This window comes from Nocardioides sp. (assembly GCF_047607185.1).
In the GTDB taxonomy this organism is placed as follows: domain Bacteria; phylum Actinomycetota; class Actinomycetes; order Propionibacteriales; family Nocardioidaceae; genus Nocardioides.
In genome coordinates this window covers 16,904-41,862 of sequence record NZ_JASGDQ010000141.1, presented here as the reverse complement: position 1 = coordinate 41,862, position 24,959 = coordinate 16,904, and the positions used below count along the sequence as shown (strand labels likewise).

Annotated in this window: 30 protein-coding genes and 1 riboswitch; of the genes, 5 read left to right on the top strand and 25 right to left on the bottom strand. The window is 69.5% G+C overall.

All coding sequences use genetic code 11. The features are described 5' to 3' along the window. The 9 genes from QM595_RS17005 to QM595_RS16965 form a co-directional block, all read right to left on the bottom strand. On the bottom strand, window positions 1-1,632 hold the full coding sequence (locus tag QM595_RS17005; protein WP_415172769.1) for an ABC transporter substrate-binding protein: 1,632 nt from the start codon (window positions 1,630-1,632) through the stop codon (window positions 1-3). A gap of 241 nt (window positions 1,633-1,873) precedes the next feature. Further along, window positions 1,874-2,257 (bottom strand): PIN domain nuclease, encoded by a 384-nt coding sequence (locus QM595_RS17000; protein WP_415172768.1) that lies wholly within the window; start codon window positions 2,255-2,257, stop codon window positions 1,874-1,876. Between the two features lie 6 nt (window positions 2,258-2,263). Next, entirely contained in the window at window positions 2,264-2,518 is a 255-nt protein-coding gene (locus QM595_RS16995; protein ID WP_415172767.1) for a hypothetical protein, read from the bottom strand. A gap of 88 nt (window positions 2,519-2,606) precedes the next feature. Continuing rightward, a complete protein-coding gene (locus QM595_RS16990) occupies window positions 2,607-3,110 on the bottom strand; it encodes a GNAT family N-acetyltransferase (protein WP_415172766.1) in 504 nt (167 codons plus the stop codon). 57 nt (window positions 3,111-3,167) lie between these two features. Continuing rightward, window positions 3,168-3,602 carry a GNAT family N-acetyltransferase gene (locus QM595_RS16985; protein ID WP_415172765.1) on the bottom strand — a complete coding sequence of 145 codons (435 nt, stop codon included), beginning with the start codon at window positions 3,600-3,602 and terminating at the stop codon, window positions 3,168-3,170. Window positions 3,603-3,811: 209 nt separating this feature from the next. Continuing rightward, window positions 3,812-4,108, bottom strand: coding sequence for a hypothetical protein (locus QM595_RS16980; RefSeq protein ID WP_415172764.1), 297 nt, complete (start codon window positions 4,106-4,108; stop codon window positions 3,812-3,814). Window positions 4,109-4,136: 28 nt separating this feature from the next. Next, window positions 4,137-4,340: a hypothetical protein gene (locus tag QM595_RS16975; RefSeq protein WP_415172763.1), complete on the bottom strand. Its 204-nt coding sequence runs from the start codon at window positions 4,338-4,340 to the stop codon at window positions 4,137-4,139. Between the two features lie 4 nt (window positions 4,341-4,344). After that, the gene (locus QM595_RS16970) at window positions 4,345-4,557 is read right to left on the bottom strand and encodes a hypothetical protein (RefSeq protein ID WP_415172762.1); all 213 of its coding nucleotides are present in this window, start codon (window positions 4,555-4,557) and stop codon (window positions 4,345-4,347) included. A 256-nt stretch (window positions 4,558-4,813) separates the two neighbouring features. Next, complete coding sequence (locus QM595_RS16965) at window positions 4,814-5,173, bottom strand: hypothetical protein (protein WP_415172761.1); 360 nt, start codon at window positions 5,171-5,173, stop codon at window positions 4,814-4,816. A 310-nt stretch (window positions 5,174-5,483) separates the two neighbouring features. Between QM595_RS16965 and QM595_RS16960 the strand changes: the two genes are divergently transcribed. Further along, entirely contained in the window at window positions 5,484-6,497 is a 1,014-nt protein-coding gene (locus QM595_RS16960; protein WP_415172760.1) for a hypothetical protein, read from the top strand. Window positions 6,498-6,630: 133 nt separating this feature from the next. Here QM595_RS16960 and QM595_RS16955 read toward each other — a convergent pair whose 3' ends face one another. From QM595_RS16955 to QM595_RS16935, 5 genes are all read right to left on the bottom strand, one after another. Then, window positions 6,631-7,029, bottom strand: coding sequence for a GNAT family N-acetyltransferase (locus QM595_RS16955; RefSeq protein ID WP_415172759.1), 399 nt, complete (start codon window positions 7,027-7,029; stop codon window positions 6,631-6,633). 60 nt (window positions 7,030-7,089) lie between these two features. Further along, entirely contained in the window at window positions 7,090-8,052 is a 963-nt protein-coding gene (locus QM595_RS16950; RefSeq protein ID WP_415172758.1) for a hypothetical protein, read from the bottom strand. After that, the gene (locus tag QM595_RS16945) at window positions 8,049-8,567 is read right to left on the bottom strand and encodes a SigE family RNA polymerase sigma factor (protein ID WP_415172757.1); all 519 of its coding nucleotides are present in this window, start codon (window positions 8,565-8,567) and stop codon (window positions 8,049-8,051) included. The genes QM595_RS16950 and QM595_RS16945 overlap by 4 nt, the downstream gene beginning before the upstream one ends. Window positions 8,568-8,735: 168 nt before the next feature. Continuing rightward, entirely contained in the window at window positions 8,736-9,305 is a 570-nt protein-coding gene (locus QM595_RS16940) for a hypothetical protein (RefSeq protein WP_415172756.1), read from the bottom strand. Next, window positions 9,302-9,682 carry a helix-turn-helix domain-containing protein gene (locus QM595_RS16935; protein ID WP_415172755.1) on the bottom strand — a complete coding sequence of 127 codons (381 nt, stop codon included), beginning with the start codon at window positions 9,680-9,682 and terminating at the stop codon, window positions 9,302-9,304. The genes QM595_RS16940 and QM595_RS16935 overlap by 4 nt, the downstream gene beginning before the upstream one ends. A 251-nt stretch (window positions 9,683-9,933) precedes the next feature. Here QM595_RS16935 and QM595_RS16930 point away from each other — a divergent pair, with 251 nt between their 5' ends. Next, entirely contained in the window at window positions 9,934-10,821 is an 888-nt protein-coding gene (locus tag QM595_RS16930; protein WP_415172754.1) for a D-alanyl-D-alanine carboxypeptidase family protein, read from the top strand. On the opposite strand, the gene QM595_RS16925 is transcribed toward QM595_RS16930, so the two are convergent. Genes QM595_RS16925 through QM595_RS16915 form a run of 3 tightly spaced genes read right to left on the bottom strand, consistent with a single transcriptional unit; the run spans window position 10,818 to window position 12,781 of the window. Further along, window positions 10,818-11,390 carry a DNA-3-methyladenine glycosylase I gene (locus QM595_RS16925; protein ID WP_415172753.1) on the bottom strand — a complete coding sequence of 191 codons (573 nt, stop codon included), beginning with the start codon at window positions 11,388-11,390 and terminating at the stop codon, window positions 10,818-10,820. The genes QM595_RS16930 and QM595_RS16925 overlap by 4 nt on opposite strands. A gap of 34 nt (window positions 11,391-11,424) precedes the next feature. Beyond that, window positions 11,425-11,886, bottom strand: coding sequence for a GNAT family N-acetyltransferase (locus QM595_RS16920; protein ID WP_415172752.1), 462 nt, complete (start codon window positions 11,884-11,886; stop codon window positions 11,425-11,427). A 19-nt stretch (window positions 11,887-11,905) separates the two neighbouring features. Continuing rightward, complete coding sequence (locus QM595_RS16915) at window positions 11,906-12,781, bottom strand: LLM class F420-dependent oxidoreductase (protein ID WP_415172751.1); 876 nt, start codon at window positions 12,779-12,781, stop codon at window positions 11,906-11,908. A 74-nt stretch (window positions 12,782-12,855) separates the two neighbouring features. Between QM595_RS16915 and QM595_RS16910 the strand changes: the two genes are divergently transcribed. The 3 genes from QM595_RS16910 to QM595_RS16900 all read left to right on the top strand — a co-directional run bounded on the left by QM595_RS16910 (window position 12,856) and on the right by QM595_RS16900 (window position 17,585). After that, window positions 12,856-13,521, top strand: a complete 666-nt coding sequence (locus QM595_RS16910) for a peptidylprolyl isomerase (RefSeq protein WP_415172750.1) — start codon at window positions 12,856-12,858, stop codon at window positions 13,519-13,521. 105 nt (window positions 13,522-13,626) lie between these two features. Next, complete coding sequence (gene pepN / locus QM595_RS16905; protein WP_415172749.1) at window positions 13,627-16,047, top strand: aminopeptidase N; 2,421 nt, start codon at window positions 13,627-13,629, stop codon at window positions 16,045-16,047. 89 nt (window positions 16,048-16,136) lie between these two features. Then, window positions 16,137-17,585 carry a DNA recombination protein RmuC gene (locus tag QM595_RS16900; protein ID WP_415172748.1) on the top strand — a complete coding sequence of 483 codons (1,449 nt, stop codon included), beginning with the start codon at window positions 16,137-16,139 and terminating at the stop codon, window positions 17,583-17,585. Window positions 17,586-17,615: 30 nt separating this feature from the next. On the opposite strand, the gene gcvP is transcribed toward QM595_RS16900, so the two are convergent. The 8 genes from gcvP to QM595_RS16860 all read right to left on the bottom strand — a co-directional run bounded on the left by gcvP (window position 17,616) and on the right by QM595_RS16860 (window position 24,951). Then, the gene (gene gcvP, locus QM595_RS16895; protein WP_415172747.1) at window positions 17,616-20,486 is read right to left on the bottom strand and encodes an aminomethyl-transferring glycine dehydrogenase; all 2,871 of its coding nucleotides are present in this window, start codon (window positions 20,484-20,486) and stop codon (window positions 17,616-17,618) included. A 79-nt stretch (window positions 20,487-20,565) separates the two neighbouring features. Continuing rightward, window positions 20,566-20,655, bottom strand: a riboswitch (glycine riboswitch). Between the two features lie 130 nt (window positions 20,656-20,785). Further along, window positions 20,786-21,391 (bottom strand): MerR family transcriptional regulator, encoded by a 606-nt coding sequence (locus QM595_RS16890; RefSeq protein ID WP_415172746.1) that lies wholly within the window; start codon window positions 21,389-21,391, stop codon window positions 20,786-20,788. Window positions 21,392-21,573: 182 nt separating this feature from the next. Next, window positions 21,574-22,038 (bottom strand): bifunctional nuclease family protein, encoded by a 465-nt coding sequence (locus tag QM595_RS16885; protein ID WP_415172745.1) that lies wholly within the window; start codon window positions 22,036-22,038, stop codon window positions 21,574-21,576. Between the two features lie 21 nt (window positions 22,039-22,059). Beyond that, window positions 22,060-22,743 (bottom strand): MerR family transcriptional regulator, encoded by a 684-nt coding sequence (locus tag QM595_RS16880; protein WP_415172744.1) that lies wholly within the window; start codon window positions 22,741-22,743, stop codon window positions 22,060-22,062. Window positions 22,744-22,811: 68 nt separating this feature from the next. Next, complete coding sequence (locus tag QM595_RS16875; RefSeq protein WP_415172743.1) at window positions 22,812-23,312, bottom strand: FHA domain-containing protein; 501 nt, start codon at window positions 23,310-23,312, stop codon at window positions 22,812-22,814. 129 nt (window positions 23,313-23,441) lie between these two features. Beyond that, entirely contained in the window at window positions 23,442-23,828 is a 387-nt protein-coding gene (gene gcvH, locus QM595_RS16870; RefSeq protein ID WP_415172742.1) for a glycine cleavage system protein GcvH, read from the bottom strand. A gap of 75 nt (window positions 23,829-23,903) precedes the next feature. Next, on the bottom strand, window positions 23,904-24,626 hold the full coding sequence (locus QM595_RS16865; RefSeq protein WP_415172741.1) for a DUF881 domain-containing protein: 723 nt from the start codon (window positions 24,624-24,626) through the stop codon (window positions 23,904-23,906). Next, complete coding sequence (locus QM595_RS16860) at window positions 24,619-24,951, bottom strand: small basic family protein (RefSeq protein WP_415172740.1); 333 nt, start codon at window positions 24,949-24,951, stop codon at window positions 24,619-24,621. Before QM595_RS16860 ends, QM595_RS16865 begins: the two co-directional genes overlap by 8 nt. Window positions 24,952-24,959 lie beyond the last annotated feature (8 nt).

The window sequence follows — 24,959 nt, the reverse complement described above, 5'->3', positions numbered from 1 at the left end:
TCAAGGCTGGATTCCGATGTTGAGGTAGTCGAATTCGAACCCGTACTCGGTGTAGTTGGTGACCTTCGTCGTCAGCCCGGTGGTCCGGTGGCCGAAGAACGGGACGATCTCGCCGCTCTCGTCGATGGCCAGCTTCTGCGCGTCCTGGTAGAGCTGCTTGCGCTTGGCCTGGTCGGGTTCCTTGCGGGCGGAGTCGAGCAGGTCGCTGAACTGCTGGTCGTCCCACTGGGCCTCGGAGGTGGGACCGCGGAACACCAGGTTCAGCAGCTGGTCGATCGGCCGGCCGGTGTACCAGTAGGACAGGCAGAACGACTTCTTGGCGTAGGTCTCGGTGTAGTACGAGTCGGCCGGTGCCGTCTTCACGTTGATGGTGATGCCCGCCTCGGCCAGCGACGCCTGGTAGGCCAGGGCCAGCGGCTCGTAGACCGCTTCGAAGCTCGAGGTGTACAGATCCTGCTCGGTCACCCCCGCGGCCTTCAGGGTCGCCGCCGCCTTCTCCGGATCCGGGGTCAGCGGGTAGTCCAGGTAGTACGGATCGGTGGAGAGGACGGGGTTGTTGTTGGCGATCGTGCCCTGGCCGTGCACCGCCAGATCGAGCAGGTCCTGCGGCTGGTAAGCGGTCTTGAACGCCTGCCGGACCTCGAGATTGTCGAAGGGCGCCATGGACGGCAGCATCGGCATGGCATACATCACCGCGTTGTCCACGGTTGCCGTGGTCAGCAGCGGATTGGCCTTGACGACCTGCTGGGTCGCATAGTCCAGATTCGTCTGCGAGATGATGTCGACCTGGCCGCTCATCAGCGCATTGATCCGTGCCTGCGCATCGGCGATCGCGGTGAACTCGATGCTGTCCAGCTTGGGCGGGCCGCCGAAGTAGTTCGGATTGGCCTTGACCTCGCCCCGGCCGCCAGACACGAATGAGACCAGCTGGAACGGGCCGGTGCCGATACCCGTCTGGGCGATGGTGTCGCCGGACCCGTCGGGAATCAGGTACGACGAATAGTTGGTCAACAGCGTCGGGAACTCGGCGTGCGCCGAGGTCAGCTTGAAGACCAGGGTGAGGTCGTCGGGCGTCTGGATGTCGGCAGGCGTCATGATCGGAGAGAGCACTGCCGACTGACTGGCCTTGATGTCGAACATGTGCTGGAAGGTGTACTTGGCGTCCTTGGACGTGAACGGCTTCCCGTCGTGCCAGGTGACACCATCGCGCAACTTGAAGGTCCAGGTCAGTAGGTCCGCGGAAGGCTCCCACTCAGTGGCCAGATCCGGCGCCAGGGTGCCGTCCTTGGCGACCTTGACCAGCCTGTTGTAGAGCGCACCGAGGAACTCATAGGTGTACAGGTCGCTGACCGGGTCGAGGCCCTCCCCGGTACGGGTGGCCGGCCGGGCCATCCGCAACTGGCCCCCAGTGGGCGACACTGCCGCCGAGCTGCTGCCGCCGCTGGTCGGCGCGGTGTTCCCTCCGCTACCGTCCGAGCTCGAACTGCAAGCCCCCAGCAACGGAAGTGACAGCGCGCCCAGGCCACCGATCAGCATCCCCCGCCGGGACAGCACGGATCGGATCGGATCGGCGCCGGGGGAGCCGTCCCCTCGGCCGTCGGGCATCGCGAAGGGGGCCGGGTCCTGCGCCATCTGTGTCTCCAATCGGCAGTCTGTGTGAGTCAATCTCGCACCTGTGCGAAAAAGTACTCGACCCCTGCCCATGGAAGGTTTCGGCGAGGTAACGATTGGCCGCCGGGGGCTGTCCAGGGGTGCGAGGGGTGCCGCGCCTCATCGTCTGGTCACCTGCCTCGGCTCGCCGGGGTGGACCGGGCCGCGGATGGTGGAGTGAGAGTTGAGCGACACACACGACGGCCGCGCGATCTCCTCGGTGCTATGGAACTTCGAGGGTGACCTCGAAGCCGAGCGCAGCGGCGATCGAGCCCAGATCGCCGGGGTCCGAGGTGACGATGACGGTGTGCCCCAGCCTGCGGGCGGACTCCACCACCGCAGCGTCGACCACGTCGGCGGTGCCAGAGGCGGCGAGGACCGCACCGATGGCCAATGCCTGCGCCTCGGTCATGTGCTCGACGTGGCACTGCTTGAGCATGCGCGCCAAGGATGCCTGGCGAGAACCACCTCGCCAGGCCTGCGCCAGCGCCGGGGCCGGCACGTTGGGGGAGATCTCCAGGTCGAGAAGGGCTGCGTGGAGTGCCCACATCTTCCGGTCGTTGCGCTCACCGGCGACGAGGGCGCCCGCGTCGTAGGTGACGCTCACCGCGGGTCAGGCACTCTTCTTCTCAGCCAGGCCGAGAAGGCCAAGGACACGAGCGCGTCCCTCTTCGAGCTCGGCTTTGGTCAACGCACCGTGTTCGGATTCCCACTCGGCCAGAGCCTTGCGACCGGCCTCCATTCGCAGGCGGTGGGCCGCGCTCTCGGCGAGCCATGCGCTCACCGACGTGCCTGCCTCGGCCGCTGCCGACTCGATCTGCAACGCGAGGTCACTCGCCAAGGAGATCGACCGCTTCACCCGTGCCATGCCGTCATACTATCCGATCGGTAGGACAGGTGGTAGGAACGAGGGGGTGCCGCGCCGCCCTTCAGAGGGGTTTCAAAGGGCGCCGGTGTCACTGTTGCTTTCCACGGTCGCTGTCCAATGACCACGCCTCACCCAGCGCGGCACGCATTGCTGGGAAGGACGTGTCCTGGAACCCTGCCCGCACATACATCCCCCGCCCAAACGCAGTTGCCATCAGCTCAGCGCGGCGCACGCCAACCTGGCGGGCCCAGGCCATCACCCCGTCGAACGCCGCCCGGCCGTATCCGCGGCCGCGAAAGGCGGGGGCCGTGGAGACGTTACTCACGAGAATGTCGCGGCCGTCTGGGACGGCAGGCGAGGGCGCAGCGTCGCGGATAGCTCCGGCCGCGCAACTCACGACCTGAGCGTCAACCTCGACCACTACGAAGCAGTAGTCAGATTCATCGATCCTGTCGGAGAACCATCGGTGCGCATTGGTACGCCAAAGCTCGTCGGTGTCGGCCACGTTCATCGCAGCGAACATCTCGGCCCGGAGCCGCACAAGCGCGTCCACATCCGCCGCAGTTGCTCTCCGTACGGTCCCGTTGCTCACGAGGTTGAGGGTAGCCAGCCAATGGCAGGGGACCGCCAAGGGTCAAAAATGCCGCGATCACGGGCGAGCGAGGTAGGCCGTCTTCGCGTCAGGCGAGAAGCCGCAACTACGGTAGAAGGCATGCGTCGAGGGCGTCTTGGAGCCCGTGAGGAGCATCGCCTTGTAGCAGCCCGCGTCCCAAGCGGCCCGGAGCGTCGCGGTCATGATCTGTTTCCCAAGCCCCGTGCGGCGCACGGACTCGTCGACGACGACGTTCTCGATGACGGCGTACGGCGAAGCGCTTCGCGTGATGTTAGGAATGATGTTCAGGTAGGTCGTCGCAACAACGACGCCGTCGATTTCCAACACCAGCAGCGTTAGGCCGCGTGTGGCCAGGATTGCGTCGAAGACGTCACGATCGCTGCCGTTGTCAAGGGCTGGGTCGCCAGGGTGCAACTGACGGTAGAGACGCATTAAGGCGCCGAAGTCCTCAGGAAGCGCCTCGCGGATCACCAGGTCACCGTACCTCAGTGCAACGACCGCAGGCGCCGCAGCTTGCTGCTTCCCGTGAGCGCCAGCTCTGGACAACCGCCTGGAACTTCTAGACACATCGACTGGAAATTGGACAGCGATCTTGGAAACCAACACCACCTGATCGTTTGGTCGCGCGTCTCGTCGGGGTTCCTGACTGGTTCGCCGATAAGCGACAGTGTTTCTGCAGGTCAGCGGCGGGGTTTGGGGTTGTTGGCGCGGTGGCGTCGTAGGGCGTTGTCGATGATGTCGCGGGGTGCGTCCATGCCGTGGTCGCGGATGAGCTCGAGGAGTTCGAGGGCGTTGTCGGCTTGCTCGCGCTTGTGGATGTAGAGGGTTAGAGCGGCGTCGCGGATCTTCTGTGGGGCCTGGTCGGCGCAGGCGTCGGCGTACTGCATGGCGGCGATCTGCTGGGCGGCTAGGGCGGCCTCGGCGTTGGCGTGCGCTGCTGTTACGTCACGCTCGTATTGGTCCTCCGCGGGGTGCATGGCGGTGAGCCTAGGCGTTCTCATTGGGTCACTCCATCTTGCTGTCGAAGGTGACGCCGAAGAGTCGGAAGGCGTCGCTGGCCTGGCGGTAGTGCTCGCTGCACAGTCGGTGCAGGACCTCCCACGCGATCCCGTCCGGGTCGATGTGCTCGACCGTCACGGTCCAGACGGGCGGCGGGGTGAAGTCATGCGCGAGGTGGTCGGGATGCGGGCAGGTGTCGTGCTGGCTCACAGGGTCACTCCGTTGGGTCGTTTGGGTCGTTCTGCTCGGCATCGGTGGCCGCGATCCACTCGCGGCGGGCCGCGCGGAAGGCTTCGATGAGTTCGGCGCGCGTGGGCCAGGCGGTGCCCTGTGGGGTCCAGACGTTGCCGTCGTCGGCGACGTCGCAGGCGAGCCGGTAGGCGGCCCGGTCGAGGGCGTGGGCTGCGAGCGCGGTTCGTGTGTTCATGGTGGTCCTCCTGTTGGGTCGGGGTGGGTCCCGGCCGCTTTTGCCGGGTCCCACCGCGAGCGCGAGGGATCACGGGCCGTGGAGGCTCGCTGTCAACCGCCCGGCGTTGGGAGGCGGTGGACGCAGGTGCGGAGCACGTCCCTGTGGCTGCTGAGGACTGGTCGCGGTTGACAGTGAGTGGCCCGTGATACCGGAAGGTGAGCCGCCAGCGGCAGGGGAGTGCTCGGGGACCCGGGCCTGTCCCTCTTCAAGGTCCTCAGGCGGCTCGCCGCAGCCAGGGCCAGCGGATGCGGCGTCGTGGTGGCGGTAGCGGCGGCAGGTCTCGGTCGATGTGTGCACGTTGGTAGCGGGCCTCGGCGTCGACCAGGCGGCGAAGATGGGCTTGTCGGGCGGCTTGTCTGCTGATCCTCAAGGCCCGGCCGACCTGGGCGTAGGAGGCTCCCTCCCTCACTGCGGCGACGACCATGTAGCCGATCGAATCGTGAAGGTGGTCTCGGGCGTGTCGCAGGTCGAGCAGGTGGGCCAACGGCTCTTGGGGTCCCTTCCGGGTCCGCTCGATGGCCTCGACAGCCCGGCCCAGCAGCCAGCGGGCGTGACTGCCTGCCTCGGTGCTCACCAGGGCAGTAAACCGAAATTGTCGGCCCTGTGGGCTATTAGGGCGCCAGCGGCGTCAATTTGGGTTGTCGCCGACCACGGCCGCGATATCAACGAAACTCGGAGATAGGGGGAGTAGTCGGGCTCGGGAATTGATCGCTGGGTCCGGCGAGCCGAAGCCGGGCGTCCCCTTGATTAGTGGTTGCATATCTCCACAACAGGGCTTCTACGGCCCTTCACGACGGCCCGTTGGGCCGTCGTTCAGAACCGAAGAAAGAGCCCCCTCGACGTTGGCGCGTCAGGGGGCGTGGACACCAGACAGGTTGGCGGGCATGGCGTCGTTCAAATCCTACGAGAACGGGCTGACGATTGGGCGCGGCGGACGCGGCGGGGCGCGTCCTACCAAGCGCGGTGCGGTGACCGGCTGGACGCGCGACAGCGTGCGCCGTCACAAGGCGAAGTTGTACGCCGTCGAGGTCGAGGACCTTGACGGGATCGGCGTGGGGATCACGCTGACGCTGCGCCGGACCCCGGCGACCCAGGATGAGTGGTCGCGCCTGGTCAAGGCGCTCTTGCAGCGGCTCCGTGTCGCTGGGTTCACTCGCTGGCATTGGGTGGTGGAGTGGCAGCGTCGGGGCACGCCGCATCTGCACATGGCGGTCTACGTCGGGGCGGACTGGACGGTGCCGAGCCGGGGCCGGAGCGCCCGCGCGCAAGCGCGGAGCGCGAGCACGGACGCACCGGACCCGGACGGCGCAGACCCGGACGCGTTGGCGCGGACGGCTGGCCGGTGGGTCGTGGATGAGTGGCTGCGGCTGGCGGTCAGCCATGAGGCTGGCCGGATCGCTCAAGAGGTCGTCCCCATCACGGGCCCGGCTGGCTGGCTGAAGTACCTCTCGAAGCACGCCTCGCGTGGCGTGGCGCACTACCAGCGGCAGGGCCGTCCGCCGGGCTGGACCAAGACGGGGCGGCTCTACGGCTTCGGTGGATCCTGGCCGATGCGCGAGCCCCTGGAGGGCAAGGTCAGCGAGGTCGCCTTCTGGCGGGTCCGGCGCCTGGTGCGTGGCTACGTCATTGCCGACGCACGCTCGCAGCTGCGGGCAGCGCAGGATGCTGGCCGCGTCGAGGTCGCAGCGACGATGCGTCGGCGGCTGGTCTGGTCACGGCACATGCTGCGCCACCCCGACCGCGCGATCTCATCGGTGCGGGGCGTCTCGGAGTGGGTGCCCGGGTCGGTGTCGCTGCGGATGGTGGAGTGGGCCGGTTGGGACGGCACCCTGGCTGAGCCCGGTCAGCGGGAGCCGATTGCCCCTCGTCTGCCGGCCGTGATGCCGGTTCGCCGATAAGCGACATTATGTCAACTATTAGTCTGCGTATTGCATCGGATGAATCAATCGTGGGCGGCTGACCCACTACCCCGCTGGCCGGACTGAACCCAGCTCTGACCAGCGCCGTGGGCCCGGTACGCCGGCCGACGAATCAACTCACCGTAACCCGCTGGCGGACCATCCGGCGCTCCACGCCGACGGGTTCGACCTTGGACGATCCATCGAACCGGAAGCCCTGACGCTGATAGAAGCCGACCGCACGATGGTTTCCGTCAAGCACCCAGAGATATGCCGGCGCAGTCCCGATCGCCTCGTTCAAGAGTGCGTAGCCGACGCCCTGGCCATACGCCTCGGCGCGAGCATAGAGCGCCCAGACTTCCAGGTCCGGAAGGTCCGGTTGCGGCTCCTCGCGCCCAGGCCCGGTGCTGACGAACCCGAGCAACCGGCCCTGATCGTCGTCCCAGGCAAGAAGTGTCTGGCTCTCTGGGCGAGGGATGTTCTGAGACCACCGTTCGATGCGATCCGAACGGCTCTTACGCCGCTCCTGCAAGATGTCCTCCGCAACGCACCCCGAGCAGGCCAACCGTCCAAGCATTTCGGCCCCGCGACACTAGCCGGACGAGCCGCACTTCTGGATCGTGCAGGACCAGCCGTCGGAGGTGTGGATGGTGAGGCCGGGCGGCAGGCCGGGATCGGTCCCCATCAGCTCCTTGCGCGGGATCGTGACGACGTCACCGGAGTGGAACGTCTTGGGGCCTTGCTCGGTCTGGACCGTGATCGAGCCGTCCGGGTTCCGTGTCGCCGACAGCGCGGGGACGCAGCCGACGGGCATGGGCTGGGTCAGGTAGAACGCGGTGTACCCGTCCAGCCGGAGTAGGCCACCCACCTCCCCCGTGCCACCGTCCGGTGTCGACCAGGTGATCTGCTCCGGGCTGCCGTCGACATAACCCAGCAGGACGTAGTGGTCGCCAGTGCAGTCGGGGCTGTTGACGGGCCCGGGATTGATCCAGAGTCCTGGCCGGTCGGTCCTGTCCCCTCCGGACGCCTCCGGGTCGTCGGCACCTGGCTGGAGCGCCCAGGCGGTGCGGTAGACCCTGCCCTGGTAGCGGTAGCCGGCCATGATCACCTCCACGGTCCGCCCCTTCTGCTCCCCCTCCCCCTCGGTACGGGCGACGTAGAGGATCTCCTCGGCGCCATCCGGCAGCGTGTCGATCGAGAGCTCGTCCACGACCGTCCCGGTCTCGACCATGTCGTCGTCGGGATCCACGCACGACAACACACCACACTCGGGCTCGTCGGCGGTCGCCGAGGCCGGGCCCGGCCTCGTGGCCGATGCGGAGGCGGTGTCCCGCGCCACGTCGGCGACCGGGGTGCCCGCGGGGCCTCCGGCCAGCGTCAGCATCGGTACGGCGACCACGGCGGCGACGCCGAGGGCGGCTCCCGCCCCCAGCAGACGCCGACGGGCCCGGATCCGTCGGCCCGATCTGATCAGAGCCGGCAGGTCCGGTGGGGCGGCATGTGCGGGGTCGCGCTCGACCATCCGGCGCAGCTCGATGGTGTCCTGGTCGGTCATCGACCCTCTCCTTGGGTTGTCGTGGCCCGGATGCTGGCGGCCGAGCGCGCTCGTGCCAGCGCCCGTGAGGCGGTGCTCTTCACCGTGCCCGCCGAGATGCCGAGCCGCTGGGCGACCTCGGCCTCGGAGGCGTCGAGGTAGTAGCGCCACACGATGATCGTGCGTTCGCGGGGCGAGAGTGGTGCGAGGAGTTCAGCGAGCTCGCTGCGCGCCTCGACCGAGTGGTCGGCCGGGACCAGGCGGTCCGGGTCGTGCTCGACCGGCACCGGCCGACGCCGGCGCAGGCCGTCCAGATAGGCGTTGACCACGGCCCGACGTACGTAGGCATAGGCGTCCTCTCTGCGAACGCCGCGCCAACGCGCATAGGTCGCGGCCAACGCCGTCTGCACCAGGTCGTCGGCCTCGTGGGTGTCGTGGCACAGCAGATACGCCGCGCGGCGCAGCCGCGGCCACACGGCCACCACGAACCGCTCGAACTCCAGATCGAGCTCGCGCCTCCGCTGTCCTCGCCCCACTGTCACCTCCCTGCGCCGATCGCCGTCTCACCCATCCCTACGCACCAGCCCCTCTCGAGGTTGAGCGCGGAGAGAAGTGCTCACTCTCACCGACAACGCAAGGTGCTCGACGCCGACGTCAGCGAGAGCGGCGTCGCTTCGGCATCGGCCAGCAACCCTGACCGGCGGCTACAAGTCCCGCAAGGAGCGCAGCCGCACCGTGCGCGGGTCGTCCTCTCCCACGATCTCGGCGACCCATCTGACTGCCTCGTCCAGGTCCACCGAGGAGTCGTGGGCGTCGAGCATCGCCTCGATGTCGACCCAGTCCTTTCCGCGAGCGAACAGGGACTTGAAGATCGTGAGGTCTGTCGCGGAGAGGATGCGGATGGGATGGCCACGCATTTCTACCGTGAGTGATCGTTCACGAACGCGATCATGCAGCAAGTAGACGGCGAAGAAGAGATCGAGCGGCATCGGCAGCTCATCTGCGATCGGCCACATGATGCGCACTTGATCATCGCGTTCGATGAGCGCGAGGGTCGACTCGTCCCATGGCACGTCGTCCGGCAGGCAGGACAAGGCGCGCCTGGCATCGGACGCTGGCAGCGAGATGTTGAGATCGATGTCCTGCGTGCCGCGCGGATCATCGATGTGATAGCCGAGGGCGAGGGCTCCCCCGATCGCACAGTCGATTCCCGCAGCTGTCAGTCGCTGATAGACGTCGATGGCGCGGTCGAAGACGATTGCCGGCGGAGTCATTGGCGCAGAAGCTTTCGGAACGGAGGGAACTCCAGCTCTCCTCGCAGGCGACGTCGCTGACACATGGCGACTTCGACCACCCGCACGAGAACCTCGGCCCGGTCCCTCTCAGATAGCGGTGGCGGCTTCATCTCCTCGCTCGGGATCGCCCACCGCGGAGTTGGCTTGATATCGGGCTCGACCTTCGGACCCCAGATGATGTCGAGCCGAAGCCCTGCCGCCTCCCCCAGCCGCTCGAGCTGGGCGACCGAGGGCTGCCGACGGCCTTTGAGATAGTCGTCGATGAGCGAACGGCTGACGCCGGAGCGGGTCGAGAGCTCCGACTTGGTGAGCCCCGACCTCTCGAGAATGTCCTCGATCGCGGCGGCAGCAGTCATGTCCTCCAACCTACGTACTAGATCCAGTACACGCAAGGACTGTCCCGCGATGGCGGTGGCGTCATCTGGTTCTCAGCCCTTGTGGAGTCTGCCGTGAGCGCCTCGCGAGTCATGGCGCAACGGGGCGTCGAACAGGGGGCGTCCTGGCGCCCGCACCTCGTAGCAACCGCACAGGTGGCGCTGGGTGCACGCTGAACTGAGTCATCGAGCCTCTCGGGGTGTCATCACCCTCATCGTCGAGGCGCCACTCCATGAGTGGGCGCGTCCGCATCGTCGTCCTCCCAGCCCTCACCGCGTGGGTCCTGCTCGCCGCTCCGGCCGGCGCGCTCGTCCTTGACCCGGACGTCCCCTACCCGCTCAGCGCCGGGACCCAGAACACTGCCGAGACCACGGACTCCGCCGAGACCACGACGGCGGACCCGACGTCCACCAGCGTCACCATCGACCTCTCGGCGTACAGCAACGGCGAGCTTGGCGACGACGTGCTCTGCGCGCTCAGCTTCGCGCCGGAACAGCGGCTGCAGTGCGACGCCGCCGCCGCACTGGAGCAGCTCAACGTGGCCTATCGGGCCGAGTTCGGCACCGACCTGACGCTGACCGACTCCTACCGGTCCTTCGAGGCCCAGGTCACCGCGCACGAGCAGAAGCCCGACCTGACCGCGGAGCCCGGCTACTCCAACCACGGCTGGGGCCTGGCGATCGACGTGGCCGGCGGCGGCGCGGAGTTCGGCACGACCGAGCACGAGTGGTTGGTGGAGCACGCGCCGGAGTACGGCTGGGGCCACCCGACCTGGGCCGCCGAGACCGGCAGCAAACCCGAGGCTTGGCACTTCGAGTTCGGCACCGGTGCGGAGATGGAGGGCCCCGCGTCGTCGTACGACGTCACCCTCACGCTCGGCACGCAGGGTCCGCCTCCCGGCTGGGTGGACCCCTCGGCCGACGACGAGGAGCCCGACGCCGACACCGGGGCGGCAACCCACACCAAGGAGTCGACCAAGACGAAGTCGACCAAGACGAAGTCGACCAAGACGAAGTCGACCAAGAACAAGTCGACCAAGAACAAGTCGACCAAGAGCTCGAAGAAGTCCTCCAAGAAGAAGTCGGGGGCCGCGCTGAGCTCCTTGACAGCCGACGACTAGGGTGTGCCGACCCGCTCCCGGATCACACAGCCGAGCTCGTGGTCGTTGACCAGGCCCATCGCCTGCATGAAGGCGTAGACGGTGGTGGGGCCGACGAAGCGCCAGCCGCGCCTCTTGAGGTCCTTCGACATCGCCTCCGACTCCGGCGAGGTCGCCCGCCACAGCGGGGGCAGCGGGTCGACCGCGTAGGACCAGACGTAGTCGGCGAGCGAGCCGCGCTCCTCGATCAGTGCCTCGGCGCGGCGGGCGTTGTTGACCGTGGCCTCGATCTTGCCGCGATGCCTCACGATGCCGGCGTCGCCGAGCAGCCGCGCCACGTCCGCGTCGGTGAACGCGGCGACGGCCGGGATCGAGAACCCCGCGAAACCCGCCCGGAACGCCGGCCGCTTGCGCAGGATCGTGAGCCAGGACAGCCCCGACTGGAACCCCTCCAGGCACAGCTTCTCGAAGAGCCGGGTGTCGTCGCGCACCGGGAAGCCCCACTCGGTGTCGTGGTAGTCGACGTAGTCCGGCGTCGACACGCCCCAGCCGCAGCGCGGCTCGCCGTCAGGGCCCACTTCCAGCACCATGCTCGCAGTCTGTCAGGCGGGACCGACAGCTCGGTCAGAGTGCCAGCTCCATGAAGACGGAGTTCGGGTCCTCCACGTAGTCGGCGAAGGGGCCTCGCTCCACGAATCCGTGGGAGGCGTAGAGCCGGCGCGCCGGCACGAAGTAGTCCTCCGCGCCGGTCTCCAACCGCACCACGGTGGCCGCCCGCGAGCGCGCTTGGGAGAGCAGGAACGACAGGATCGCCGCGCCCACCCCGCGTCCGCGGGCGGAGGTGGCGACCCGCATCGACTTCAGCTCGACCGACCCGTCGGCGTGCGTCTTGAGCGCGCCGCACCCCACCAGCGACGAGCCGGACCAGGCCGACCAGAAGGACATCGCGGGGCCGCGCAGGCCGTCGAGGTCGAGCGCGTGGACGGACTCCGGCGGCGAGACGGCGTACATGTCCGCGAGGTGCTCCTCCAGTAGGGCGAGCACCTCGGGCCGGGTCAGGTCGTCGAACTCGAAGCGTAGATCCACGACCCGAAACCTAGCCGGATCAGATCTCTTGGAGTCGCGGCAGCACCGTCTCGGTGAACTCCGTCGTCCAGGCGACCGGGTCCTGGCCGTACGGCGCGACCGTGACCAGCGAGACACCGAGCCCGGCGTAGTCCTCCATCGACCGCAGGAAGGCGTCGGGATCGGCGAGCGGATCGGGGCCGCCACCGCCGCCGATCGTCTTCTTGATCGAGTCGTAGTCGCGGCCGACCGCCTCGCAGTGTCCCCGGAGGACGTCGAGCTTGTGCGCGACGCTGTCGAGGCCCTCGCTGGTGAAGAGGTGGCAGGCGTCGGCGTACTGCGCCACCAGCCGCAGCGTCTTCTGCTCCCCTCCCCCGCCGACCATGATCGGCAGCCGGCCCCGAGGAGGCTGCGGCAGGTTGAGGGTCTCTCGGAGCTGGTAGTGCTTGCCGGAGTAGGCGCCGTCGTCGTCGCTCCACATCTGGTTGACGATCTGCAGCGTCTCCTCGAGCCGCTCGAAGCGCTCCTTGACCGGCGGGAACGGCACGCCCAGGCCCTCGTGCTCGCGGTCGTACCAGGCGGCGCCGATGCCGAGCCAGGCACGGCCTCGGGAGAGTACGTCGGCGGTCGTGGCGATCTTGGCGAGCAGCCCGGGGTGACGGTAGGTGACGCCGGTGACGAGCAGGCCGAGCTCGACGTTCGAGGTGACACCGGCCAGGTAGCCGAGGGTCGTGTAGCCCTCCAGCATCGGCTCGAACGGACCGCCGGCCTGGATCATCTGGTAGTAGTGGTCCATCACCGTCAGCAGCGTGACGCCGCCCTCGTCGGCGACCTTGGCGGTCTCGGTGAGCCGGTCGGTGAGGGTGTGCTGCCAGTCGGGGTGGGAGAAGTTCATGTAGTGGACGCCCAGTTGCATGTCTCCACGCTACGACCGAGCTCCCAAACCCCTCCCTGAGAGAGCACTCAGGCGGAGCCCCTACGATGCCAGCCATGCTGAAGCGAGCCCTGCTGCCCCTCGGTCCCACGCTGGTCCTGGTCGCCGCCCTCACGGCCTGCGGCTCCGCCGAGGACAGCGACGCCACCTCGACCGCGTCCGAGGGCCCCGCCTGCACCTACACCGCCGACGGCACCGACAGCGGCGTCGACCTGCCTCCGGGCCACGCCGAGGAGACCGGTGACGTGCCGGTCACCATCACAACCACCGTCGGCGACCTCAACCTCACCCTCGACGCCGAGAGCGCACCGTGCACGGTCAACTCGTTCCTCTCGCTCGCGAAGCAGGGGTTCTACGACAACACCTCCTGCCACCGGCTCGGCGTCAGCACCGGCTTCTCGCTACTCCAGTGCGGCGACCCCTCCGGTGACGGCACCGGCGGTCCGGGCTACCAGTTCGACGACGAGCTGACCGGCGCCGAGACCTACCCGGCCGGCACCGTGGCGATGGCGAACGCCGGCGCCAACACCAACGGCTCGCAGTTCTTCCTGGTCTTCGGCGACACCCAGCTCGAACCGAGCTACACCGTCTTCGGCCACTTCGACGACGCGACCACGCAGATCCTCGCCGGCGTCGGCGCCGCCGGGAACGACGGCGCCTGGGGTGACGGCACCGGCCGGCCGAACACGCCGGTGACCTTTCAGAAGATCACCGTCGGGTAGTCACAGAGCGCACCGGGTCGCCCAGCGTCACGGTGCGGCCCATGCTCCCCGATCTTCGTCAGGTCGACCTGCTGCTCCGTCATGCTCCCACCCTAGGGTGTAGCCGTGTTCCACAGCCTGCTGCGCACCGAGGCGGAGGCGCGCCGCGCGCTCCTGGACCTCGAGGAGTACGACGTCAGGCTGGACCTCGACGTCGACGACTCGACCTTCCGGTCGGTGACCCGGATCCGCTTCACCAGCGCCGGCGGACCGACCTTCGTCGATCTCAAGCCGGTCGCGGTCCACGCCGTGACGCTCAACGGCGCGCCGATCGACGCCGAGGCGCTGGACCGGGGCCGGCTGCCGATCCTCACCGAGGCCGGGGCCAACGAGCTGGTCGTCGAGGCCACCATGCGGTTCCGCAACGACGGCGAGGGGCTGCACCGCAGCGTGGATCCGGCCGACGGCCGGCACTACGTCTACGGGATGATGTTCATGGACGCCGCGCCCAGCGTCTTCGCCTGCTTCGACCAGCCCGACCTCAAGGCGCCGTACCTCCTGCACGTGACCGCGCCCGTCGGCTGGACCGTCCTCGCCAACGCAGCGGGGACCGAGACCGAGCCGGGCCGCTGGGAGTTCGAGCGGACCGCTCCCCTCTCGACCTACTTCGTCACCGTCGTCGCCGGTCCCTGGCACGTGATCGAGGACAGCCACGACGAGATCCCGCTCGGTCTCTCGGCCCGGGCCAGCCTGGCCGCCCAGCTCGACGCCGACGCCGAGGAGCTGCTGACCCTCACCAGGCAGTCCTTCGACGCCTACCACCGGCTCTTCGGCATTCGCTATCCGTTCGGGAAGTACCACCAGGCGTTCGTGCCCGAGTTCAACGCCGGCGCCATGGAGAACCCCGGCTGCGTGACGATCCGGGACCCGCTGGTGTTCGGCTCGCGGGTCGCGCGGGGCACCCGGATCTATCGGGCCGCACTGGTCGCCCACGAGATGGCGCACCAGTGGTTCGGCAACCTGGTGACACCCACCTGGTGGGACGACCTGTGGCTCAACGAGTCCTTCGCCGAGTATCTCGGCAACCGGGTCGCCGCCGAGGCGACCGAGTTCACCGACACCTGGGTCGACATGTCCTATGCCCGCCGGCAGTGGGGGCTGGTCGCCGACCAGGGGCCCTCCACCCACGCAGTGGCCGGCAATGGCGCCACCGACGCGGTCGGCGCGCTGCAGGACTTCGACGGGATCTCCTATGCCAAGGGCTCGGCGATCCTGCGCCAGCTCGCCGCCCGGCTCGGCGACGACGTCTTCTTCGCCGGCGTGGTCGACCACATGAGCCGCCATCGGTTCGGCAACGCCACCCTCCGCGACCTGGTCGCCTCCTGGGAGCGGGCCGGCGCCGGGTCGCTGGCCGACGTCACCCGGGAGTGGCTGCTCAAGGCCGGGCCGGACCGGCTGGTCTGGGACCGGGCGGCAGGGGTGGTACGGCGGACCGCGCCCGAGTCCGCGCCGGCGCAGCGGGACCACACCTTCCGGGCGGCGGTCTTCGACGGCTCGTGGCGGGCCGAGACGGTCACCGTCACCGGTGCCGAGACGTCGTACGCGCCGACCGGGAGCGTCGTCCTGCTCGACCCCTACGACGACACCTGGGCGGTCACCGTCCCCGACCCGGAGACGATCGCGGCGCTGCCCACGCTGCTGCCCGCGATCGACGACGAGCACCTGCGCGCCGGGGTTTGGAACGGGCTGCGCAACGCCTTCCACAATGCGCTGGTCTCCCCCGCCTCGGTCGTCGAGGTGGCGGTGGCGAGCCCGCCGGTGGAGGACGCCGAGGACAGCAAGCGTCGTACCCAGGCCTGGCTGTTCGGCAAGGTGCTCCCACTGGCACCGGCGGGATCGCTGGAGCGGGTCCACGAGGCGGTGATGACGAGGCTGGCCGTGCTGCCGCACGGCACCGACCCGCAACTCGGCGCCTTCCGGGCCGCCGTCCGTAGCGCCACCTCGGCCGAGCGGTTGCGGGGCTGGCTGGCTGCGCCGCCGGCCGGGATCGACCTCGACCGCGACGTCCGGTGGCGGCTGCTGGTGCGGCTCGCCGAGCTCGGCGTGGTGACCCGGGAGGAGCTGCGGGCCGCCTTCGACGCCGACCCGGCCGCCGATGCTCGCGTCCAGCACACCCGGGCGCTCTGCTCGCTGCCCGACCAGGCCGCGAAGGCCTATGCCTGGTCGGTGTTCACCGGCGAGACCGACCTGCCCAACTACGAGGTCGAGGCCGCCGGCATCGGCATGTGGTCCGGACCGGCCGAGGTGACCGCGCCGTACGTCGACCGCTACTTCGCCGACCTGGCGGGCACCGCGGCGGTACGCAGCGGCTGGGTGCTGGCCGACGCCGCCGAGTTCTTCTTCCCGGCCACCTCCCTTACCCCGGAGACGCTGGCCAGGGCCGAGGCGCTCGCGGAGCGGCTCGACGGCCCGCTGCGGCGGCGTGTGGCCGACGTCGCGGACACGCTGCGCCGACAGCTGGCCGTCAAGGCCGCGTTCGAGCGCTGAGCCTGGATCCGTGCAGGAGGCGGCCTCCGGCCGGCGGTCTCGGCGTGTGCGGCCCAGAACTGTCGGAGGTCGCTGGAAGACTTCCCGGCATGGCTTCCCTTGGTCTCCTCGCTCTCGGTCTGCTGCTCGGTCTCCTCGCCGGAGGAGCCGTAGTGGCGGTCCGGCAGCGCCGCCATGACAGCGCCATCGCCGCGCTGCAGGCCGAGGCGGCGGCGACCCAGGCGCAGCTTCGCGCCGAGGGCGAGGCGACGGCGACCCGCTCGGCTGCCGAGGCGGCCGAGCGCACCCGGGCGCTGTTCGCGGCGCAGCAGGAGGCCGCGCTGGCCCAGGTGCGACAGCAGGAGGCCGAGGTGCGCTCGACGACCCAGGCGGAGCTCGCCGCCGCGCTGGCCCAGGTCGAGGAGCTGCGCGAGGCCGTCGAGGCCACTCGCCGTCAGCACGTCGAGTATGTCGAGCATCAGCGTCGCGAGCGCGCCGAGCGCGAGCATCAGGAGAGCGGGCACAGCCGGGTGCTGGAGAGGCTGGCTCCCGTCGCCGAGCAGCTCAAGGAGATGCAGCAGAAGGTCGACGAGCTGGAGAGGGCGCGTGCCGAGCAGCACGGCCAGCTGGCCGCGCAGATCCGGCAGACGCAGGTCAGCGTCGAGGAGTCGAAGAAGGCTGCCGAGTCGCTCGCCGCGGCGCTGAAGAACAACGCCGTGCGCGGCGTCTGGGGCGAGACCCAGCTGCGCACCCTCGTCGAGGCCGCCGGCATGGTCCACCACGTCGACTTCCACCTCCAGCAGTCGATCAGCGCCGACTCCGGCGAACGACGACCCGACATGGTGGTCCGGCTGCCGGGCGGACTGCAGATGCCCGTGGACGCCAAGGTGCCCTACAACTCCTTCGTCGCCGCCTACGAGCCGGGCGTCGCCGACGTCGAGCGGCAGCGACTGCTCGGCGATCACGCCAAGAGGCTCAAGGGGCACATCGACGCGCTGGCTCGCAAGGAATACTGGACCGGCCTGGAGTCGCCCGAGCTGGTCGTCGCCTACATTCCCAACGACCAGCTGCTCGCCACCGCGCTCGACGCCGACGGCTCGCTGCTCGACCATGCCTTCGCCAAGGGCGTCGTGCTCGCCACGCCGACCAACCTCTTGGGCCTGCTCAAGACCATCGCGCTGGCTTGGCGCCAGGAGACCCTTACCGAGGATGCCCAGCGGGTCTTCACCACCGGCCAGGAGCTCTACCGGCGCATCGGCAAGGTCGCGGACTACGCCGACAAGCTGCGCCGCTCCCTGGAGAGCACCGTCCGCAGCTACAACGAGTTCGCCAGCTCGCTCGAGACCCGGGTGCTGCCGGCCGCCCGCCGGCTCGACAGCGCCGGCGCGGCGCTCACCGTGCCGCGGCAGATCGAGGCGCTCACCAAGCGGTTCACCAGCGAGGAGCTGGCCGAGCCCTCGCAGCTCGACGACCTGGTCGCGCTGGAGGGGGTGGAGCGCCCGGAGCTGGCGCTCGACCCCCACGTCGGCGAGTCCCGCGACGACGCCGAGGCGGTCTGAGAACACGTTCTGAGCACGTGTTCTGGGCGCTTAGAACGCCTCCACCGGCAGGCACGCGCAGACCAGGTTGCGATCGCCGTAGGCGTTGTCGATGCGGGCCACCGGCGGCCAGTACTTGTCACGGTCGATGCCGGCCGGGAAGACCGCCAGCTCCCGGCTGTAGGGCCGGTCCCACTCGCCGACCAGCGCCCGAGCGGTGTGCGGGGCGCCGCGGAGTACCGACGTCTCGGGGGTCCACTCCCCCGCCGCGACCCGATCGATCTCGCCCTTGATGGCGATCATGGCGTCGATGAACCGGTCGAGCTCGGCGAGATCCTCGGACTCGGTGGGCTCGACCATCAGCGTGCCGGCGACGGGGAAGGACATCGTCGGGGCGTGGAAGCCGTAGTCGATGAGCCGCTTGGCGACGTCGTCGACGCTCACCCCGGTATCGCGGGTGATCCCGCGCAGGTCGAGGATGCACTCGTGGGCGACCAGCCCGGTCTCGCCGCGATAGAGCACCGGGTAGTGCTCGTCGAGGCGAGCGGCGACGTAGTTGGCCGAGAGCACCGCGGTGGCGGTGGCGCGGGTCAGGCCGGCGGCGCCCATCAGCCGGATGTAGGCCCACGAGATCGGCAGGATGCCCGCGGAGCCGTACGGCGCTGCCGAGATCGGACCGATGCCCTTGCGCCGACCCGCCTCGGGGTGCAGGGCGTGCGAGGGCAGGTAGGGCGCCAGGTGGGACCGGACCGCGACCGGGCCGACGCCGGGTCCGCCGCCACCGTGCGGGATGCAGAACGTCTTGTGCAGGTTGAGGTGCGAGACGTCGCCGCCGAACCGGCCGGGCTGGGCGTAGCCGAGCAGCGCGTTGAGGTTGGCGCCGTCGACGTAGACCTGGCCGCCGTGGCCGTGCACGATCTCGCAGAGCTCGGTGATGCCCGCCTCGTAGACGCCGTGCGTCGAGGGGTAGGTGACCATGATGGCGGCGAGGTCGGCGCTGTGCTCCTCGCACTTGGCGCGCAGGTCGTCGAGGTCGACGGTGCCGTCCTCGGCCGACCGCACCACGACGACCCTCATCCCGGCCATCACTGCCGAGGCGGCGTTGGTGCCGTGCGCGGAGGCGGGCAGCAGGCAGACATCACGCTGGCTCTGGCCGTTGGCGCGGTGGTAGCCCCGGATCGCCAGCAGTCCGGCGAGCTCGCCCTGGGAGCCGGCGTTGGGCTGGATCGAGACCCGGTCATAGCCAGTGGTCTCGGCGAGCCAGCCCTCCAGCTCCTCGACCAGGATCTGGTAGCCCTGAGCGTCGGCGGCCGGCACGAACGGGTGCAGGTCGGCGAAGCCCGGCAGCGAGATCGGCTCCATCTCGGTGGTGGCGTTGAGTTTCATGGTGCACGAGCCCAGCGGGATCATGCCCTGGTCGAGGGCGTAGTCGCGGCTCGCGAGGGAGTGCAGGTAGCGCAGCAGCTGGGTCTCGCTGTGGTGGCTGTGGAAGACCTCGTGGGTGAGGAGCTCGGTGGCGCGCGAGAGCCCCTCGGGCAGCGCCGAGGCGGTGGTGCGGTCGAGGTCGTCCAGGTCGGCGTCGGCGATGCCGAAGGCGGCCAGCACCTTGCCCAGGATCTCTCGAGTGGTGGTCTCGGAGGTGGAGATGCCGACGGTGTCGGCGTCGACGAGCCGCAGGTGGAGGCCGCGCTCGCGGGCCGCCGCGACGATCGTCTCGGCGCGGCCGGGGACGGTCACGGTGAGGGTGTCGAAGAAGGTCTCGGTGGTGAGCCGGTGACCGGCGTCGCGGAGCGCGGCGGCGAGTACGGCGGCGTAGCGGTGGGTCCGCAGCGCGATGGCGCGCAGTCCGGCCGGGCCGTGGTAGACGGCGTACATCGAGGCGACCACGGCCAGCAGCACCTGGGCGGTGCAGATGTTGGAGGTGGCCTTGTCGCGGCGGATGTGCTGCTCGCGGGTCTGCAGTGCGAGCCGGTACGCCGGCCGGCCCTCGGCGTCGACGGAGACACCGACCAGCCGGCCGGGCAGATGGCGCTCCAGGCCCTGCGCGACCGCCATGAAGCCGGCGTGCGGGCCGCCGTAGAAGAGCGGCACGCCGAAGCGCTGGGTGGAGCCGACCACGACGTCGGCGCCGAGCGCGCCGGGCGCCTCCAGCACGGTGAGGGCGAGCAGGTCGGCGGCGACGACCGCGAGGGCGCCACGCTGGTGGGTGGCCTCGATCACCGGGCGCGGGTCGAGCACATTGCCCGACGTGCCGGGGTACTGCACCAGCACGCCGGCGATGTCGCCGTCGGGCAGTCCGCGGGTCAGGTCGGCGACCAGGACCGGGATGCCCATGGCCTCGGCGCGGGTGCGGATCACGTCGATGGTCTGCGGCAGCGCGTCGGCGTCGACCACGAACGACGCGCCGGGTGCGGCCTTGCGGCTGGCGCGTCGTACCAGCGTCATGGCCTCGGCCGCGGCGGTGCCCTCGTCGAGCAGCGAGGCGTTGGCGACCGGCAGGCCGGTCAGGTCGCCGACCATGGTCTGGAAGTTGAGCAGCGCCTCGAGGCGGCCCTGGGAGATCTCGGGCTGGTAGGGCGTGTAGGCGGTGTACCAGCTCGGGTCCTCGAGCACGTTGCGGCGGATCACCGCCGGCGTGATGGTGGCGTGGTAGCCCAGTCCGATCAGCGGCTCGCCGGGGAAGTTGAGGGCGGCGAGCTCACGGGCACGGGCCGCGACGGCGGTCTCGGTGAGCGCCTCGGGGACGTCCAGCGGCTCGGTGGTGCGGATGCCGGCCGGCACCGCCGCGTCCATGAGCGCGTCGAGGGAGCGATAGCCGAGCAGGTCGAGCATCCGCCGCTCGGCCTCGGGCGAGATGCCGATATGACGCTCGACGAAGGGCGACGCGGCGTCGAGGTCGGTCAGCGAGGGGGTGTCGGACACGGTGGCGGCTCCTGGAGGGACAGCGGACTTCGACCGGTCCTCCCCCTCTGTCAGTGCGTCCTCGCGCCTTCAGAGTCGCCTGTCCCGTGTGGTCGTGGTGCCTGAGAGATTCCGGGGAGGAATTGCCCCTTCGGCGCCCTGTCCGACAGGGCTCTCCCACGCGGGATGCGCAGCGAGTCCCACGATAGCCGCCTCGGGCCGACGACCTGCTATCGACAGGCCTGATTGACGACAACGTCATCCGAGCCGGCCGTTGGAGCGACCAGCTCGGATGACGTTGCGGAAGAGAGAGTGACCGGTCAGCCAGCGCTGCGGGCGGCGCGACGGGCGGCGAGCTCGTCGCCGGGGATCGGCTCGGTGTCCTCCGCCGAGTCCGCGGCGCGCTCGCTGGGAAGCTCGGTGAGGGTGCCCTCGATCTCGCGCCAGACGCCGCCGATGGCGATGCCGAAGACGCCCTGGCCGCCTTGAAGCAGGTCGATGACCTCGTCGTTGCTGGTGCACTCGTAGACCGAGGCGCCGTCGCTCATCAAGGTGACCCGGGTGAGGTCGTCGGTGCCGCGCTCGCGGAGGTGGTTGACGGCGGTGCGGATCTGCTGCAGCGAGATGCCGGCGTCGAGGAGCCGCTTGACCACCTTGAGGATCAGGATGTCGCGGAAGCTGTAGAGCCGCTGGGTGCCGGAGCCGGTCGCGCCGCGCACGCTGGGCTCCACCAGCCCGGTGCGGGCCCAGTAGTCGAGCTGGCGATAGGTGATGCCGGCCGCGTTGCACGCCGTCGGCCCCCGATAGCCCAGGTCGCTGGGCAGGGGCGAGACGTCGTCGGTGAAGAGGAGTCCCTGCTCGTCGGCCGCCTGGGCGGCCAGGAGCTCCTCGGCGCTGACGCCGCTCTCCTGCTCGTGCTCGTTCACGCGGTCCTCCGTGAGGTCTACTCCGTTGAGCGTAACCCCGTCGGGGGAAGGCCCGCGACAGTCGATCCACGAGATGTCACGGATGGAGTTACAACAGAGACACTTCAAGGTAGGCGCGATCGTCGTGGGCGTCAAAGACCCACCCGGCGTGTCGCAACCCTAACCCTCAGCTTGAGGGTGAGTCAGGCTTGGAAGTCCTCGGGGGTGATCTCGTCGAGGAACTCGCGGAACCGCTCGATCTCATCCTCCTGCTCGGCGGGCACCGAGAGCCCCGCCTCGTCGAGCACGTCCTCGGCGCAGACGATGCGGGTGCCGGTGCGCAGCGCCAGCGCGATCGAGTCCGACGGCCGGGCGCTGACCTCGACGCCGGAGTCGAAGACCAGGGTGGCGTAGAAGACGCCGTCACGGACGTCGGTGATCCGCACCTCGGCGAGCTCGGTGCCGAGCGCGACCAGCACGTCCTTGAGCAGGTCGTGGGTCAGCGGCCGCGGTGGTACGACGCCCTGCTGGGCGAAGGCGATGGCCGTCGCCTCGACGGCGCCGATCCAGATCGGCAGATAGCGCTCCCCCGCGACCTCCCGGAGCAGCACGAGGGGCTGGTTGGAGGGCATCTCGACCCTCACTCCCATGACGTCGACCTCGCGCACGCTCTCCACATTACCCCGGCGCTACAGTCGCCGCAGCCCGGCCTTGACCAGGGTCGCATGAAGCTTGACCGACAGCGCGGCGAGCTCGGCGGCGGTCCGCTCGGCGCCGTCGCGCACCTCGGCATCGGAGGCCTTGAGCCGTGGCGCGACGATCTGCTCGACGAGCCCGACCTCCCGGTCCGCGGCAGCCTTGAAGCCGCGCAGGTGCCGGGGCTCGATGCCGAACTCCGCCAGCTGCTTGGCGGTGCTGACGATGCCCAGGGCGTCACGGTCGTAGTGGCCGGCACGGTTGGCGCTGACCAGGCCGAAGGACTCCAGCTGGACGAGCAGTTCCTCGGAGATCTCGGCCGTCTTGATCAGCTCTCTGCGGGAGAGCCGCAGCCCGTCGCGCTTGAGGAACGCCTCCGGTGTCGGCATCCCATCGGCCGAGAGCGCGACCTCGGGCACGGTCGGGACGACCGGCTCGATCTCGGGCGGCTCCAGGCCACGGTCCATGGCGTCGAGATGCTCGGCGATGACCCGCTTGGGCAGGTAGTGGTCGCGCTGCATCCGCAGCACGTAGCGCAGCCGTTCGACGTCGGCGTAGGAGAACTTCCGGTAGCCGGCCGGGGTGCGCTCGGGGGTCACCAGGCCGTCGGACTCGAGCAGCCTCAGCTTGGGGATGCTGATGAAGCCCGGGAACTCGGGCTGCAGGATGTCGAGCACCTGCCCGATGTTGAGCCGCGCCTCCTCAGGCGCCCCACTCGCCGCCGCGACCAAAAGCCTGCCCCCGGTCAGCTCGCGTGACCTGCGTAGAAGACCAGCCGGAACTTGCCGATCTGGACCTCGTCCCCGTCCGTCAGGGCAGCCTGCTCGATGCGGTCACGGTTGACATAGGTGCCGTTGAGACTGCCCAGCTCCTCGACCCGGAAGGTGTCGCCGGCGCGCCGGAACAGGGCGTGCTTGCGGGACACCGTGACGTCGTCGAGGAAGATGTCGCTGTCGGGGTCGCGGCCGACCCGCACCACGTCCTTGTCGAGCAGGAACCGGCTGCCGGAGCCGGGGCCCTTCTGGACCACGAGCAGCGCGTGGCCCACCGGCAGCGCGTCGACGGCCGCGGCGTCGACCGGCGCGAGCAGCCGGTCCGAGGTCTCCGTGCGGCCGTCGCCGAGGGTGATCGTGGCGGTCGCGTCGGCCGGCTCCTCCTGGGTCAGTGCCATGAGCCGCTGGCCGCACTGCGAGCAGAACCGGGCAGCCGCAGGGTTGTCGTTGCCGCAGACCGGGCAGACGATCATCGACGCTTCCTCGTCTCGCTCGCGTGATTGCTAGGGGAACTGCGGAAAACCCTCAGCCTCATGCTGAAGGTTCGGTTGAGACCCCGAACCTATCAGCCCAGGGCAGAGGATCAAGGCGAAATGCCCGAGCTAGGCCTCGAGCGTCGCCTGGTAGGCGGCGGCGTCGAGCAGGTCGTCGAGCTCGGTCCGTGAGGACGGCACGACCTCGAACAGCCAGCCGCCGCCGTACGGGTCGTCGTTGACGAGCTCCGGGGTGGCGTCGAGCGCCTCGTTGACCGCGACGATCTCGCCCGACACGGGCGCGTAGACGTCGCTGACGGACTTGGTGGACTCCAGCTCGCCACACGGGGTGCCGGCCTCGACGCTGGCGCCGACCTCGGGCAGGGAGACGTAGACGATGTCTCCGAGGGCGTCCTGGGCATAGTGGGTGATCCCGACTCGCACCGACCCGGTGGCCTCACCGGGGTCGCGCAGCCACTCGTGCTCGGTGGTGTAGCTCAGGTCGTCGGGGTACACGCCACTTCTCCTTGATCGACTCGGTCGACGTACACGGCGGCCGGTCTCGCGGCCTGCGAAGGCACCCTACTTGACTCAGTCGGCGGCAGCGACAGCGGTGATGTCGAGGGAGGTCATCCGGCTCACCACCACGGTGGCGCCATCGCTCTCGAGCTCCTCCTGCGGGCCGCGCAGGAAGGTCACCGCCCCCTCGAGCGCGCCGGGCTCGCCGATCACGTCGAGGGTGTAGGGCGGCTCGAGCATCTCGCCGTCGACCAGCAACCCGCCGTTGGCCTGCTCGAAGGAGGTCTGTGCGACCAGCCTGACCTGCCCATTGAGCTGCATCGCCTCGGCGCCCACGGTGCGCAGCTCCTGGATCAGGTCGATGAAGGAGTCGACGTTGATCTCGGCGGTCTTCTCCTCGATGCGCACTCGGATCCCCGGGCCGGTCACCGGGACCAGGCCGGCGATGATCTTGAGGTTGTCGACCTGGGTGCTCGCCTCGGTGAGAGCAGCCTGGCGCTTCTGGGTGTCGGTCTGGAGCTGGTCGCGGGTGTCCTGGAGCCGCGACAGCTCGGCCTGGGTCCGCTGGGTGGCGCCGGTCAGGCCACTCAGGACGTCGATCAGGTCCTGCTCGCGCAGGCCGGCATAGGAGTTGTCGGCCTCGGTGGTGCGGAACTGGGTGACGGCGGCGAAGCCCACCACGGCGAGCAGCACGCCGACGACGAGCTGACGGCGCTGGGGCCTGACGAAGGCACGCCACAGCCGACGACGGCCAGCCTCGGGCCCGGTCTCGGCGGCCGGCGGCGTCTCAGGCATGGAACAGGTGGCGCCGGATGGCGGCGAGGTTGGAGAAGATCCGGATGCCCAGGACGACGATGACGCCGGTGGAGAGCTGGCCGCCGACGCCGAGCTTGTCGCCGAGGTAGACGATGCCCGCCGCGATGACGACATTGCTCAGGAAGGACACCACGAACACCTTGTCGTCGAAGATGCCGTCCAGGTAGGCCCGTAGGCCGCCGAAGACGGCATCGAGGGCGGCGACGACGGCGATCGGCAGATAGAGGTCGAGCCCGACCGGGATGTCCGGGCGGAAGATCAGGCCGAGGACGATGCCCACGAGCAGCCCGAGTGCGGCGATCAATACGGGGC

Bases quoted from the DNA above. Each gene is read 5' to 3' on its own strand.
- QM595_RS16970 (WP_415172762.1), bottom strand. From the start codon at position 4,557: ATGAACACACGAACCGCGCTCGCAGCCCACGCCCTCGACCGGGCCGCC.
- QM595_RS16980 (WP_415172764.1), bottom strand. From the start codon at position 4,108: ATGCACCCCGCGGAGGACCAATACGAGCGTGACGTAACAGCAGCGCAC.
- QM595_RS16935 (WP_415172755.1), bottom strand. From the start codon at position 9,682: ATGACTGCTGCCGCCGCGATCGAGGACATTCTCGAGAGGTCGGGGCTC.
- QM595_RS16940 (WP_415172756.1), bottom strand. From the start codon at position 9,305: ATGACTCCGCCGGCAATCGTCTTCGACCGCGCCATCGACGTCTATCAG.
- QM595_RS16950 (WP_415172758.1), bottom strand. From the start codon at position 8,052: ATGACCGACCAGGACACCATCGAGCTGCGCCGGATGGTCGAGCGCGAC.
- QM595_RS16925 (WP_415172753.1), bottom strand. From the start codon at position 11,390: ATGGTGCTGGAAGTGGGCCCTGACGGCGAGCCGCGCTGCGGCTGGGGC.
- QM595_RS17005 (WP_415172769.1), bottom strand. From the start codon at position 1,632: ATGGCGCAGGACCCGGCCCCCTTCGCGATGCCCGACGGCCGAGGGGAC.
- QM595_RS16900 (WP_415172748.1), top strand. From the start codon at position 16,137: ATGGCTTCCCTTGGTCTCCTCGCTCTCGGTCTGCTGCTCGGTCTCCTC.
- QM595_RS16910 (WP_415172750.1), top strand. From the start codon at position 12,856: ATGCTGAAGCGAGCCCTGCTGCCCCTCGGTCCCACGCTGGTCCTGGTC.
- QM595_RS16995 (WP_415172767.1), bottom strand. From the start codon at position 2,518: ATGGCACGGGTGAAGCGGTCGATCTCCTTGGCGAGTGACCTCGCGTTG.
- QM595_RS16865 (WP_415172741.1), bottom strand. From the start codon at position 24,626: ATGCCTGAGACGCCGCCGGCCGCCGAGACCGGGCCCGAGGCTGGCCGT.
- QM595_RS16960 (WP_415172760.1), top strand. From the start codon at position 5,484: ATGGCGTCGTTCAAATCCTACGAGAACGGGCTGACGATTGGGCGCGGC.
- QM595_RS16930 (WP_415172754.1), top strand. From the start codon at position 9,934: ATGAGTGGGCGCGTCCGCATCGTCGTCCTCCCAGCCCTCACCGCGTGG.
- QM595_RS16875 (WP_415172743.1), bottom strand. From the start codon at position 23,312: ATGATCGTCTGCCCGGTCTGCGGCAACGACAACCCTGCGGCTGCCCGG.
- QM595_RS16915 (WP_415172751.1), bottom strand. From the start codon at position 12,781: ATGCAACTGGGCGTCCACTACATGAACTTCTCCCACCCCGACTGGCAG.